Raw genomic sequence first — 14,191 nt, 5'->3', positions numbered from 1 at the left:
CCTTGGGCGCAATCGGTCTGGAAAGATGCCACGGCAATGTCTCAGTCATCGAAAACGCCGAAGCCCCCCGCCCCGGCCTCCGGATCGGCCACCCCACCGCCGCCCGTTCCGACGAGCGCGGACGTGGCCCGCCTCGCCGGTGTCTCGCGCGCGACGGTCTCGTACGTGCTGAACAACGCGGAAGCGGTACGCATCAGCGAGCCGACCCGCCGCAAGGTCCGTGAGGCGGCCGAGGAGCTCGGCTACGTCCCGCACGCCGCCGCCCGTAGTCTGCGCGCCGGCCACACCAGGATCGTGCTGCTGCCCACCTCCCACGTGCCGATCGGGCCGCTCTACAGCACCTTCCTCAACGAACTCCAGTGGGCGCTGCGCCGCCTCGACTACACGGTGGTGCAGTACGGGAGCCTCGGACTCAGCGGCGACGAGGCCGTGCGGGCCTGGGCGGAACTGCGTCCGGTGGCCGTGATCTCCCTCGGCGAGATCACCCTCTCGGCGCGCAACGTCGCCACCCTCAAGCGGGCCGGAGCCCGCGCGGTGATCACCATGGGGCCCGTCGGCGTGCCCGGGGCGCACGCCCTCGTCATGGACCAGCAGGAGGTCGGCGTCCGGGCCGCCGCCCATCTCGTCGAGCGCGGGCGCACGCGGATCGGCGTGGTCGTCCCGGAGGAGGAGGGCCTGGAACTGTTCTCCGTCCCCCGGCTCTCGGGCGCCCGCTCGGTGCCGGGCGCCGAGGTCGTGGCCCTCCCGATGGCCTACTCCGAGGAATCCGCCGCGGATCTCGCCGCCCGCTGGCGCGGGCTCGGCCTGGACGCGGCGTTCGCCTACAACGACGAGTACGCGATGCTCCTGATGCGCGCCCTCCAGGACGAGGGGCTCCGCGTCCCCGAGGACGTCGCAGTGATCGGCGCCGACGACCTGCTCATAGGGCGGCTGCTGCGGCCCCGGCTGAGCACGGTCCGCCTGGAGATGCCGACCGGCGCCCACCTGGCCTCGCTGGTGGACCACGCGGTGCGCGAGCCGTCGGAGGTCACGGAGCGGCACGACCTGATGGCGGCGGCCGCCATCCACCGCGAGTCGACCTGACGGTACCCGGACGGCCCGGAGCGCGGGGCCGCAGGCCCGGCGCCCCCGGAGGGCCGTTGACAGGCGGTGACGTACGGACGGAGACTGCGGGCGCGCCCCACCGGGCGTGCCCGGCGGCGTGCCCCGGTGTCCACACCGACACCGACGCGCCACCGCCCGTACGGATCCGCCCAGGAGAGCCCCCATGAGCATCCGCACCGTCCGCGACGTCTACGTCGTCGACGCCGTCCGCACCCCGATCGGCAAGTTCGGCGGCGCCCTCGCCGGGGTCCGACCGGACGACCTGGCCGCGCACGTCGTGCGCGCGCTGGTGGAGCGTACGCCGGACCTCGACCCGGCCCGCATCGACGACGTCGTCTTCGGCGACGCCAACGGCGCCGGCGAGGACAACCGGGACGTGGCCCGCATGGCGGTACTGCTGGCCGGGCTGCCGGTGAGCGTCCCCGGGGTCACCGTGAACCGGCTGTGCGGCTCCGGCCTCGAAGCCGTGATCCAGGCCGCCCGCGCCATCGCGCTCGGTGACGCCTCCGTGGCCATCGCGGGCGGCGTGGAGTCGATGAGCCGCGCGCCCTGGGTCGTGCAGAAGCCGGAGCGGGCCTTCCCGGCCGGCCACCAGCAGATGTGGTCCACCACCCTGGGCTGGCGGATGACCAACCCGCGCATGCCCGAGGAGTGGACCGGCTCGCTGGGCGAGGGCGCGGAACTCGTCGCGGACAAGCACGGCATCACCCGCGAGGCGCAGGACGCCTTCGCGCTGGAGAGCCACCGCAAGGCGGCGGCCGCCTGGTCCGCCGGGCTCTACGCCGACGAGGTCGTCCCGTACCCCGGCGCGGACCTGGTGCGGGACGAGTGCATCCGGGAGGGTTCCACGCCGGAGGCGCTGGCCCGACTGAAGCCGGCCTTCCGGACGGACGGCACGGGCACGGTCACGGCCGGCAACGCCTCCCCGCTCAACGACGGTGCCGCCGCACTGCTGTTGACCGACGAGGCGGGGCTGGCGGCCACCGGCCGGGAGCCGCTCGCCCGGATCAGCGCGTCCGCCGTCACCGGGATCGAGCCCCAGCTCTTCGGTCTGGGCCCGGTCGACGCGGTCCAGCGGGCGCTCGCCAAGTCCGGCCGCGGACTCGCCGACCTGACCACCTTCGAACTGAACGAAGCCTTCGCCGCGCAGGCGTTGGGCTGCCTGGCGGCCTGGCCGGAGCTGGACCCGGGCGTGGTCAACCCGCGGGGCGGCGCCATCGCGATCGGCCATCCGCTCGGCGCCTCGGGCGCCCGCCTGGCGGGTTCCGTCGCGCACCAGCTGGCGGCGGCGGGCTCCGGCACCGGCATGGCGGCCCTGTGCATCGGGGTCGGGCAGGGCATCGCCCTCGTCCTGGAGCGCTGACCCGGGCCGATGCCACCCGAGCGTCGATCGTTTCCGGTCACCGCTCGGCGTCAACTGCCCAATAACTGAACAGATGTGGAGCCTCCGGTCTGGCACGATGGCGCGTGCTGCCGCCCCCCGCCCCGCCCATCCCCACCCGGAGGCCCCGCGCCATGCCGCTCCTCGATCCGACGCTCTGGCAGGACGGACCCACCCTCACCGGCGGCTCCGCCCCGGTCGTCGAACCCGCCACCGGCCGCACCCTCGCCACCATCGACCTCGCCGCGCCCGCCGACGTGGCCGAGGCCGCCGTACGGGCCCTGGCCGCGCAGCGGGACCGGGCGCGCACCACCCACCCGGAGCGGGCGGCCGTGCTGCGCCGCGCCGGGGACCTGTTCACCGCCCACGCCGACGAGCTGCGGGAATGGCTGGTCCGAGAGTCCGGCTCGATACCAGGCAAGGCCGACTTCGAACTGCACGTCGCCGCGCAGGAGTGCTACGAAGCCGCCGCGCTGGCCTCCCGCCCCGCGGGGCAGGTGCTGCCGAGCGAGGCGCCCCGGCTGTCCTTCACCCGCCGGGTGCCGGCCGGCGTGGTGGGGGTGGTGGCCCCCTTCAACGCCCCGCTGATCCTGGCGATCCGCTCGGTCGCGCCGGCGCTGGCACTCGGCAACGCGGTGCTGCTCAAGCCGGACCGGCGCACCGCCGTCTGCGGCGGGCTCGCGCTCGCCGCGGTCTTCGCCGCCGCCGGACTGCCGGGCGGGCTGCTGCAGGTCCTGCCCGGCGGCGCCGGGACGGGCGCCGCGGTGGTCGCCGACCCGCGCGTACGGGTGGTGTCCTTCACCGGCTCCACCGCCGCCGGCCGGTCCGTCGGAGAACTGGCGGGCCGTCACCTCAAGCGCGTCCACCTGGAGTTGGGCGGCAACTCGGCCCTCGTCGTGCTCCATGACGCCGACATCGAGTCCGCCGTGGCCCAGGCCTCCTGGGGCTCCTTCTTCCACCAGGGTCAGATCTGCATGACCGCCGGTCGGCACCTCGTGCACGCCTCGCTCTACGACGAGTACGTCGAGCGGCTCGCCGCGCGCGCCGAGGAACTGGCCGTGGGAGACCCGTACCGCGAGCGGGTCCACCTGGGCCCGCTGATCGACCGCGCCCAGCTGGACCGGGTCCACGCCCTGGTGGAGGCCAGCACCGGGCAGGGGGCCAAGCTCGTGGCCGGCGGCACGCACCGGGACCTGTTCTACCGACCGACCGTCCTGGCCGGCGTCGCCGACGACACCCCCGCCTACAGCGAGGAGGTCTTCGGCCCGGTGGCGCCCGTACGGTCCTTCGCGACGGAGGAGGAAGCGGTGGCGCTGGCCTCGGCGGGCCCCTACGGCCTCTCCCTCGGCATCGTGACCCGGGACGCGGCGCGCGGGCTCGACCTGGCCGATCGGATCCCGACCGGGATCGCCCACATCAACGACCAGACGGTCAACGACGAGGCCGTCGCCCCGTTCGGCGGCGTCGGAGCCTCCGGCACCGGTGCCCGCTTCGGCGGCGAGGCGAACCTGGACGCCTTCACGGAACTGCGCTGGACCACGCTCCGCAGCACCCCCGCCGGTCACCCGTTCTAGGGCGGTGTCCAGGGGAGGTCCCGGCTCCGCCCCCGCACGGGCGGAATGCGGAGGGCACGACGTTCGTTCAAGGAGCAGACGGCTCAATCAGGAGGTCTGGACACCGTGGCTACAGTCGAGCTCACCAAGGAAAACTTCGACCAGACGGTCAGCGAGAACCCGTTCGTGCTGATCGACTTCTGGGCGGGCTGGTGCCGGCCGTGCCTGCAGTTCGCCCCGGTCTACGAGCGGGCCTCCGAGGCCCACCCCGACCTCGTGTTCGCCAAGGTGGACACCGAGGCGCAGCAGGAGCTGGCCGGGGCCTTCCAGATCACCTCGATCCCGACACTGATGATCGTCCGGGACCAGGTGGCCATCTTCGCGCAGCCCGGAGCGCTGCCGGAAGCGGCCTTGACGGACCTCATCGGCCAGGCCCGGGCCCTCGACATGGACGAGGTCCGCGCGAAGATCGCCGCGGAGCAGCAGGGCGCGGGTGAGGGGGACGACGGCACGGCGCGGGCGTGACGCCCGAGGTTCCGCCGGGCTCGTGTGAGCCCGGCGGAACCTCGGCCGACCGGAATGCCTGGGCCGCGGGCGCCTCAGCCCGATGCGCACGGGGGCCGCGCCGGGATGCGGACCGGGAGGGTCCTGCGCTCCTCGGCGGTGAACGTCCGGTTTCCGATGGCCCGGCACAGGTCGCGTTGCCACGCGCGAGGGTCGAGCGGCAGGACACCGCCGGGGCCCGCGGGGTCGGCGTAGACCACCGTCCGGGCGTCCTTCGAGATGTCCATGAAGGCGTACGAACGTCCGGAGGGGAACGCATTCGGTGGCTGACCGAATTCGTACGACGCCAGGAGGGTGCGTTCCTCGATGCCGTAGGTCCGCACGGCGTTGTTGGCGGCGATCAGAAAGTGGCCGTCCCCGTCGAGGAACTGCGTGACGGTGGGGGTGGCGGAGTCTTCGGCGGTGCTGCGCAGGGGACCGATCTCCTTGCGCAGCGGGTCGCGCCGCCACAGCTCGACGATGGAGCCCCGGCGCATCAGCCCGAAGTAGCGGCCGCTGGGGTCGAACTGCACGGCGAGGACGTCCTCGGTGGTGCGGACGGTCTCGGTGACCGTACCCGTGGTGATGTCGACGATGCGGACCGAGGGGTCTCCCCAGACGGTCACGGTCACCTTGTTCGGGGCCGGGTAGGGGCCGATGGCGGTGTGCGGCACCTCCCCGACGGTGGGCAGCAGGGCCTTCGCGTCGTAGTGGGCGAGTTCCCGGCCGGTGTGCGCGTCCCACTGCTGGACCAGGGTCCCGGATACGGTCAGGACGTTCCCGGCGAGGTCGAAGAAGTGCTGGAAGTCCGGTTCCTTGCCGTCCTCCAGGATCGGTGGTGGCGCGGTGCTGTCCGGGGCGGGCGGCTCGGCCGCGGTGATGGTGGCCGGCCGGCGCAGGGTGGAGGCATCGAGGACGGCCACCACGTTGGCGCCCTCCAGGTCCGCGAGCAGACGTCCGTCCCTGCTCAGTCTCAGGAGGTCGGTGCTCCTGGGTTTGCGGAACGGAGTTCGGCGCGGGGCCTCGGCGATGAGCTGGTCGTTGGTCCCCGGTGCCGTGGGCCGTACCTGTAGCGCGGATCCGTCGGCGAGCAGGCTGATCGTCCTACCGCCGTCGTGCGTGAGGATCTGCTGGCCCACCTGGAGGACGGACTCTCCGGTGGGGAGTTCGGTGTAGGTGATCAGGGACTCGGAGAACCCGACGTAGTAGAGCTTGCCGTCAGCCGACGCCAACTGGCTCGACCAGCGCATGGAGGCCGAGGGGACGGTGGAGAGCACCTTGTCCTGGAGCAGGTCGACCAGCCGCAGCGTGTCCAGGGACCACAGCGCCACCCGGGTGCCGTCCGCGCCGACCGCCTGCGGCCGGCACGTTCCGGTCTTGTAGCGCTTGTCCTGCTCGCTGTACGGCTTGCCCTGCGGGGAGCCGTCGGAGATCCGCAGCAGCCTCACGGCCGTGTCCTCCCCCTGCTTGCCGCACACCACGGCTGCCGTCCGGTCCCCGGAGAGCTCGATGGCGCTCACCTCTTCGGCGACCACGCGATGTTCCCAGGTCTCCGGGTCGAAGGCGGTCAGGGCCGAGTTGTTGACGCCCAGTCCGGTCCTGCGCAGCAGCAGAGTCCGGTTGTCGGCGGCGAACGACGCGTCGTCGGAGCTGCCGTCGGTCTGGATCGTGGGCGCGCGTGTCGAGCGGGTGATGGCGCCGCTGTCCAGATCCCACCAGACCAGCTTGTCCAGAACCCGATGGACGATCGTCGTCCCGTCCACGGACATGGAGGGGTCCTGCCAGTGGTCCGTGCCGATGGCTGCTCCCGGAGCCGGGGCCAGCTTGTGCAGTTCGCCCATCGGCTCCGCACGGTCGGCGTGCACGGGGAACCACGCGGCGACCCCGTCCTCCTGGATGTAGGCGGCCCGCTTCCCGTCGGTCGAGACCATCGGGTACTTCACCTGCCCGACCGAGGGGACCTGCGCGCTGCGGACGTTGCCGGTGGTGACGCCCGTGAAGAGCATCGCCCTGCCGTTCTTGGAGGTGGCCGGCACCACGTTGCCGTCGAGGCTGGTCTGTAGTCCCCCCACCGTTCCCAGCAGGCCCGAGACGACCCGGCTCTTGTCCGCGTACGCCAGGTGCAGGCGCAGCAGCTGGTTGCGGGCCTCCTGGGTCGGTGAGGTCCGGTAGGCGGCGAGCGCGAGCATCACGGACTGGGCGGGGTCGGTGGCCGCGACGTCCTGGGACGCCTGGGTCAGGGACCGCGAGGTGGCGAGCGCGTCGCGGTCGCGGCTCTCCCGCCGCGTGACCAGGAACAGCGATCCCAACAGGACGGCCAGGACCACGACGAAGGAGACCGCGGACCAGGCGCCGCGCACCCGGCGGGTCCGGGAGCGCTGGTGGGCGCGTCCGGCCTCCAGGTAGGCGCGTTCGGCGGGGCTCAGATCGTCGGCTCGTCGGGGTACCCACCGCCCGGCACCCGCGAGGGCCACCTTCGTCGGCAGCAGCTCGGCGGCCCGCTCCGCCCGCTCCCAGCGGTCCATGTCATGGCGCAGGGACTCCCGCCACACGAGGAAGGACCGGTCGCTCTCGACCCACCGCGCCAGTTTCTCCCAGCCGCCGATCAGGGCCTCGTGCGTGAGCTCGACCGTCTCGCCGCCTTCGGCGCTGCGGCCGGTGACCAGGAGCCGGGTGGCGGCGAGTCGTTGGGCGACCTGCCACTGCTCCTCGCTCAGGTCGCCGCGCAGGGCCAGCCGGCGCGTCGCGGCCGGTGATCCCACGGGGACCCGGATGAGCTGGGTGAACAGCCGCTGGGCGACCGGCGCGTCCGCTTCGGGGACGTACTCGGCCCCGCGAGACCGGATAGCCTCCACCGGCCAGGTCAGCCTGGACCCACCCGTGGGCCTGTGCCTCCCGCAGGACTCCGGAGTGCCAGACTCCGCCCGGGCGCCCGGTGGGGAAGCCGAAGGCCCGGACCGGATGGCCCCACACCTGCTCGGCCTCGATCAGTCGCACGGGGCGGGCCCCTGGCAGCGGGGCGTCCAGCCGCAGGACCGCCATGTCCCCGCCGCCCTCCTCGCGCGGCGGCAGCCAGTGTTCGACGCTCGCGGTCACCCCGACGCCGTCCGGGGCGGCGGCGGATGCCAGGGGCAGGTCGACGCGGATCCGGGAGGCGGGCGGGGGCTCCTCGTCCTGCGGTGTGCCGAGGGTGGCGGACACCACGTGGGCGCAGGTCAGGGCGAGTTCGGGAGAGATCAGGAAGCCCAGGCCGACGGCATCCCCGTGCCCGTCGCGGATCCGCAGCACCCCCGCGTCCAGGGTCTTCGGGCCGACGCCCTCCGATGCCAGTGGCCCCGTCACGGCGTCGACTCCGCCGCGACCGGGCCGGGTGTCGGACCGTGCGGCGGACCGGACGCCGGGACGGCGGCGGCGCCGTCGGCCGGAGCGCGGGTCCAGGTGAGCGAGATCTTGAAGTTGGCCTCGGCCGCCGTACTCGAGATGACGACATCGGCATCGGCGGAGATCGACAGCCCGAATTCGAGGTTGAGTTCGTCGGGAGCCCGGGCCATACCTCGGAAGCCGTCGACGAAGCTCTGCGCCACCGGCCGGATCCCGGTCACCATCTCCGCCAGCGACCGTGAGGCGCGCGCCATCACCTGCCCCGGCCGAGCCACCCGTACCAGGCCGTCCTCGCCTGTCTCCACGACCTCGACCCGCACCACGTCCTGTGGCCCGCCCGTCCCGCCGATCGGTAACTCCACGTGAAACACCATGTCTCCCCCTTCTCATGTCCCCGGCCCTGCGACAGCGCTCGCTCCTGCCCGGGCCCAGGGCGGCCCAGTGTGGACCGCCCACTCCTGGAATGAAAAGTCTTTCTAGAAAAAAATCCAGTAATGATGGTGCTTTAGGCTGAGCCCGACGAGGATCGAGGAGATCCGCCGCCGCGAGGAGACCGAGGACGCCTGCCCGATGCCGAAGCAACAACGCGGCGAAGCCACTGTCGAACAGGTCCTGGACGCGGCGCTCCGCCTCTACGCCTCGTCCGGTGAGGCCGGCCTCACCCTCGGCACCATCACCGGCGCCAGCGGAGTCAGTTCCGGCAGCATCTACCACCACTTCGGCAGCCTCGACGGCGTGGTCGCCGCACTCGCGCTGCGCTCCCTGGACCAGCTCCTGAGGGAACTCGCACCGGCGCTGATGCAGGCGGCCGACGCCCGCTCCGGCATCCGGGCCGTCGTGCTCGCCTACCTGGACTTCGTACGGGACCGCCCCGACGCGGCCCGCCTCATCCATTCCGTCACCTCGGACCGTCTGGGCATGGCGAACGCGCGCGAGATCCGCCATTCCCAGGAGGCCCGGCTGACGCCGATCGCCCACTGGATCCACGCGCACCAGGAATCGGGCGAACTCGTCCCCCTCTCGGCCCCCTTGATCGAGTCCCTCGCCCTGGGCCCGGTGGTCGCCGTCGTCCGGCGCTGGCTGACCGTGGGAGACGTCGACCTCGACGAAGCGGCCCGTGAACTGCCCGACCACATCTGGCGGTCGGTCGGCGCCTGACCCGGCTCGCCCCGTCCGGCGTCGGTGGGCCCGCTGCCGCCGGACGTCACCACGCCGACGTCGCCCGTCATCTCGCGCATGTCGCGCGGACCGCACGTAGAGTGACGGGACATTAGCCCCTGACCGGGATTCCCATGGGTCCTGGTGGACCCTCTGGAACCCTTGGAAGGTGTCTGTGTCGGAAGCGGTGGAGTACGACGTGGTGGTCCTCGGTGGGGGACCGGCCGGTGAGAACATCGTCGACCGGACCCGCGCCGCCGGGCTGAGCACGGCGCTCGTCGAGAGCGAACTGGTGGGCGGCGAGTGCTCGTACTGGGCCTGCGTCCCGAGCAAGGCGCTGCTGCGCCCGGCGCTGGCCCGGGCCGACGCCCGCCGGGTGCCGGGCCTGGCCGGCGCCGTCCAGGGGCCTCTGGACGCGGCGGCGGTGCTCGCGCACCGCAACTACTGGACGGGTGACTGGAAGGACCAGGGGCAGATCGACTGGATCGACTCGACCGGAGCCCACGTGTACCGGGGCCACGGCCGGCTCTACGGGGTCCGCAAGGTCGCCGTCACCAGCCCCGAGGGCGAGCACCACATCCTGTCGGCCCGACACGCGGTGGTCGTCGCGACCGGTACCCGGGCCGTGATCCCGGACCTCCCCGGGATCGCCGGGGCCCGCCCCTGGACCAGCCGTGAGGCGACGTCCGCGCAGGAGGCCCCCGGCCGACTGCTGATCGTGGGCGGCTCGGTGGTGGCCGTCGAGATGGCCACCGCCTGGCAGGCCCTCGGCTCGCAGGTCACCGTCCTGGCGCGCGGCCCCGGGCTGCTGCCGCGGATGGAACCCTTCGCCGGAGAACTGGTCGCCGAGGCGCTGCGCGAGGCCGGGGCCGACGTCCGCATCGGGGCGTCGGTGGAGGCGGTGGTCCGGGACGGCTCGACCGGTCCCGTCAGCGTGGTCCTGGAAGGCGGCGAGACGCTGGAGGGCGACGAGTTGCTGATGGCGACGGGTCGCGCGCCGCGGACCGAGGACATCGGGCTGGACACCGTCGGGCTGCCCGCCGGTCGCTGGATCGACGTGGACGACACCTGCCGGGTGCCGGGGCACGACTGGCTGTACGCCGTCGGGGACGTCAATCACCGCGTGCTCCTGACCCACCAGGGCAAGTACCAGGCCCGGATCGTGGGCGCCGTGATCGCGGCCCGCGCGGCCGGAACTCCGCTGGACACCGCGCCCTGGGGCGCGCACACGCCGACCGCCGACATCCGCGCCGTCCCGCAGGCGGTCTTCACCGATCCCGAGGCCGCCGCCGTGGGCCTGACCCTGGCCGAGGCGGAACGGGCCGGGCACCGGGTGCGGGCGGTCGACTACGACATGTCCAAGGTGTCCGGCGCCGGTCTGTACGCCGACGGCTACAAGGGCCGGGCCCGCATGGTCGTCGACCTCGACCGCGAGGTCCTGCTCGGGGTGACCTTCGTCGGTCCCGGCGCCGCGGAGCTGATCCACGCGGCCACCGTCGCGGTCGTCGGCGAGGTACCGATCCAGCGCCTGTGGCATGCGGTGCCGTCGTTCCCGACCATCAGCGAGGTCTGGCTGCGGCTGCTGGAGACCTACCGGGGGTGAGCGCGAGCCCCCGAGGGGCTTGGGACACGGCCCGGCCGCGCCACACGGCGCAGCCGGGCCGTTCTGTTGCCCCGCGTCCTCCGGTGGGCCGTTCCCGTCTCCGGATCGGCCTTGCCCGCAACGGAATTGAGCAGCCGGCACGGTCGTGACGATGGCGCGAAGTAGGCGTGCAACCTTGATCGAAATTAGGTTAGCCTTACCTCAATTCTTGTGACTTTCCGTGCCTGAAAGGTGCCCCAGTGATGCGTGCTGCCTCCCTGCCCCGTTCCGCCGCCCGCGCGGCCGTCGCCGCCTCCGCCGCCGTCGCACTCGCCGTCGGCGCGGCCGGCTCCGCCTCGGCCGCCACCTCGACGCGTACGGTCACCGACGGCGCGACCACCTTCGACCTGAGCCTCACCGCACCCTCCTCCGCCACCGCGACCGGTCAGAACGTCACGGTCACGGGCAGCGGTTACAACACCGCCAAGGGCATCTACGTGAGCCTGTGCGCCGTCAGCGGCGCACCCGGCGTGAGCAAGCCCACCCCGTGTCTGGGCGGTTCGGACCAGTCCGGCACCACCGGCGCCTCCCACTGGGTCAACAACACCTTCGGCGGGACCCTGGCCAACACCTCCAAGTTCGGTACGGGCGGCACCTTCAGCGTGACCATCCACGTGAAGGCCGACCTCGGCGGCGGCCAGATCTGCGGCGAGACCGTCGAATGCGCCGTCGTCACGCGCGCGGACCACTTCAACTCCTCGAACCGCAAGTACGACGTCCACGTCCCGGTGACCTTCAACTAGAGCGTCACTGCACGCCCTTGCACCCGACCGCCCCGTCGACGAGGAAGCCATGACACCCCGACACCCCCTCATCCCCGGTCGCGCCGGCGCCGCGTCCGCCGCGCTGGCGCTCGTACTGGCCTCGGCCGCCACCGGAAGCCCCGTATCGGCAGCCGGGGGCGAGGGGGCCGACGTACCGCAGAGCACCGTGTACCGGTCGGTGGCGCAGTTCACCACGGCGGGCAAACCCCGTGACCTGCTGCTGCACCCGGACTCGAAGAAGCTGTACGTCGGTTCGGACGATCTGCCCGACACCGCCGACGTCAACGAGAGCGGGCTGCACGTCCTGGACCCCGCGGACGGCAAGGTGCGCAGCACCGTCGGCCAGGCACCCGGGCCCACCGGCACGCTCGGCCGGCGATCGGTGCGGCAGCTCCTCGCGCCGCTGCCCGGGGACGGGGCGGTCTTCCTCTATCCGCTGCGCGGCATCGGTACCGCCAAGGACGGCGACGCCGCCGCGGCGGGCGCGTGGGTGCCGGGTGCGGCCGTCACCCACGCCACCGCCGGGCTCACCCCCTCGACGGTGCTGGTCGCGCAAGGGCCCGTGCTGTCGGAGGTCGACATCGCCACGGCGGCCGTGAAGCGCTCCGTCACGCTGGAGGGCGGCGACGGGTTCGCGGTCGACGCGGCGCGCGGCACGGTGTGGTTCACGGACCTCGCCCACCGGCGGATGTACCGGATCGACGCGGCTTCCTTCCAGGTCACCGCGAGCGTGGAACTCCCGGCCGGGGAGGGGTTCGGCGGGTTCACGGAGGTGGATCCCGAGACCGGCGCGGTATGGGTCGGGCTGGACTCCTCCGTCGTCGTGCACGACGCGACGGGCAAGCGGCTGGGCACCGTCCGGGGCTCGGGCGGCGACATGCCCCGCGCGGCCGTCTTCGACGCCACCACGCACCAGGCGTTCGTCGTGTGGCAGGACGCGGGGGACGGCTCGCAGCCGGGCAGCGACAACGACGGTACGCTCACCGTCCACCGCACCCGTGACCTCCAGGAGGTCGTGAAGCCGGTCGTACTCCCGGGCCTCCACGTGCAGTTGGGCGGCGCGGCCGTCGCCGTCGAGCCCGGTGGCGCGAGCGTCTTCGTATCGGACCCGGTGGCCGGCCGGATCACCCGGCTGGAGCGGGCCACCTCCCCCAGGGTCACCCGGAGCCCGGCGGACCGCTCGGTCACGGCCGGGACCGAGGTCTCGCTGACGGCGGAGGCCGAGGGGGTTCCCCGACCCACCGTCGTCTGGCAGGTCAGTACGGACGCGGGCCGGACCTGGCAGGCCGTGGCGGGCGCCACCTCGCCGACCTACACCTTCACGGCGGCGCTCTCCGACAACGGCCGCCGCCACAGGGCGGAGTTCGGCAACGACGCCGGTGTGGGCCGAACCGCCCCGGCCACCCTCACCGTCACCGTTCCGGACCCGACCACGGGTGGCAGCGGCGGCGGCCCCTCCGCGACCGGGGGGACCGGAAGCACCGACGGTACGGGCTCCGGCTCCAGCGGCTCCACCGGCTCCACCGGGAGTACGACGGGCGGTGCCGATGGCGGTTCCGGCGCCGGCTCCGGCGGGACTTCGGGTACCCCCGGCAGCGTCGGTGGCGGTTCGACCGGCACCACGGTCGGCGGCGGCGACCACACCACGCCCGGCGGCGGTGCGCTCGCCTCCACCGGAGCCACGGTGGCCACCCTCGCCGGGAGCGCCGTCGTCCTCACCGCGGCCGGCTGGGTCCTGCTGCGCCGCACCCGGCCGCGCGGCACCGGCTGAGAGCCGGCGCCCGGCCTACGCGGTCCGCCGGAGACGACACCCGGCCGTGACGGTGGCCCGACGGCCCCGTAGCCTCCGCATGTGAGCCACAGCCGCCGCCGGACCGAGAGCCCCCACCCCGCCGATCTCCCTTCCCCGGACGTGTTGCTGGAGACCACGGACTGGGCGTCGCTGGGCACCCCGTCCGGGACCGGTGAATCCCTGCCCGCGGCGCTCGTACGTCTCACCGACCCGGACCCGGCGGTCAGGGAGTCCGCACTCCGGGATGCGCCGTGGGCGGTGACCCACCAGAACAGCATCTACGAGGCGACCGTTCCGGTGGCGCTCTACGTCGCGGCGATCCTCGACCATCCGGCCGTCGCGACGGACCGTCCCGGTCGCGACGGCGAGACACCCCGGCCGGGCCCGATCCTCGTCCGGCTGCTCGACTGGCTCGGTGACACCGCCTATGACGCCGACGACGAGTGCGTCGCCCTGGGCGGAGGCGATCACGTCGAGGAATTCCTCGATGAATGCCCGGAGATGCGTGCGTTTCGGGACGCACGGCCGGCCCTCTTCTCCGCCGTTCGTACCCTTCTCGGCCACGACCGCGCCGACGTACGCCACGCGGCGCTGGTCGCGGCCATTCCCCTCATCGAGCACCCCCTCCTCATCGAGCACCGGGCCGACCTGGCCGATCACGCCCGGCGCCTGCTGGCCACCAGCACCGACCGGCGCCACCGGGACCGCGCCTTCGACGGGTTGAGGACCTGGGGGCACGACATCAGCGGCCTGGAGAACGCGTCCGACATCGCGGTCCGCGAGCACCACGCCCGTCTCAGAGCCGCACGGGCGTCGTGGGAAGCCGCCTGGACCGGCGGGGGCTACAGCGAAGACCCGCCGTTCTGACGCGTG

At 73.3% G+C, this 14,191-nt stretch carries 11 protein-coding genes; 9 read left to right on the top strand and 2 right to left on the bottom strand.

Annotated features, from left to right (window positions below):
• Positions 1-36: 36 nt before the first annotated feature.
• The 4 genes from ACWG52_RS05045 (at position 37) to ACWG52_RS05030 (ending at position 4,563) form a co-directional block, all read left to right on the top strand.
• The gene (locus ACWG52_RS05045) at positions 37-1,083 is read left to right on the top strand and encodes a LacI family DNA-binding transcriptional regulator (RefSeq protein WP_389810093.1); all 1,047 of its coding nucleotides are present in this window, start codon (positions 37-39) and stop codon (positions 1,081-1,083) included.
• Positions 1,084-1,267: 184 nt separating this feature from the next.
• Entirely contained in the window at positions 1,268-2,467 is a 1,200-nt protein-coding gene (locus ACWG52_RS05040) for a thiolase family protein (protein WP_389810090.1), read from the top strand.
• A 152-nt stretch (positions 2,468-2,619) separates the two neighbouring features.
• Entirely contained in the window at positions 2,620-4,059 is a 1,440-nt protein-coding gene (locus ACWG52_RS05035) for an aldehyde dehydrogenase family protein (RefSeq protein ID WP_453127941.1), read from the top strand.
• A gap of 105 nt (positions 4,060-4,164) precedes the next feature.
• Complete coding sequence (locus ACWG52_RS05030) at positions 4,165-4,563, top strand: thioredoxin family protein (protein WP_390136611.1); 399 nt, start codon at positions 4,165-4,167, stop codon at positions 4,561-4,563.
• Positions 4,564-4,637: 74 nt separating this feature from the next.
• Here the strand turns inward: ACWG52_RS05030 and ACWG52_RS05025 are convergent, their stop codons facing one another.
• Positions 4,638-7,436 (bottom strand): nSTAND1 domain-containing NTPase, encoded by a 2,799-nt coding sequence (locus ACWG52_RS05025; protein ID WP_453127939.1) that lies wholly within the window; start codon positions 7,434-7,436, stop codon positions 4,638-4,640.
• 483 nt (positions 7,437-7,919) lie between these two features.
• Positions 7,920-8,336 (bottom strand): CU044_2847 family protein, encoded by a 417-nt coding sequence (locus ACWG52_RS05020; protein ID WP_453127937.1) that lies wholly within the window; start codon positions 8,334-8,336, stop codon positions 7,920-7,922.
• Positions 8,337-8,532: 196 nt separating this feature from the next.
• On the opposite strand from ACWG52_RS05020, the gene ACWG52_RS05015 reads away from it, so the two are divergent.
• The 5 genes from ACWG52_RS05015 (at position 8,533) to ACWG52_RS04995 (ending at position 14,185) form a co-directional block, all read left to right on the top strand.
• Complete coding sequence (locus tag ACWG52_RS05015; protein ID WP_389810079.1) at positions 8,533-9,120, top strand: TetR/AcrR family transcriptional regulator; 588 nt, start codon at positions 8,533-8,535, stop codon at positions 9,118-9,120.
• A gap of 175 nt (positions 9,121-9,295) precedes the next feature.
• A complete protein-coding gene (locus ACWG52_RS05010) occupies positions 9,296-10,723 on the top strand; it encodes a dihydrolipoyl dehydrogenase family protein (RefSeq protein WP_389810705.1) in 1,428 nt (475 codons plus the stop codon).
• 242 nt (positions 10,724-10,965) lie between these two features.
• Positions 10,966-11,505, top strand: a complete 540-nt coding sequence (locus ACWG52_RS05005; protein WP_390167691.1) for a hypothetical protein — start codon at positions 10,966-10,968, stop codon at positions 11,503-11,505.
• Between the two features lie 49 nt (positions 11,506-11,554).
• The gene (locus ACWG52_RS05000) at positions 11,555-13,297 is read left to right on the top strand and encodes a hypothetical protein (RefSeq protein ID WP_453127934.1); all 1,743 of its coding nucleotides are present in this window, start codon (positions 11,555-11,557) and stop codon (positions 13,295-13,297) included.
• 81 nt (positions 13,298-13,378) lie between these two features.
• Positions 13,379-14,185: a hypothetical protein gene (locus ACWG52_RS04995; RefSeq protein WP_390136601.1), complete on the top strand. Its 807-nt coding sequence runs from the start codon at positions 13,379-13,381 to the stop codon at positions 14,183-14,185.
• The last annotated feature ends 6 nt before the right edge of the window (positions 14,186-14,191 follow it).

It is taken from the genome of Streptomyces sp. CLCI03 (assembly GCF_053615355.1).
The sequence above is the reverse complement of the archived record's forward strand: the minus strand, read 5'-3'. Positions and strand labels throughout refer to the sequence as shown.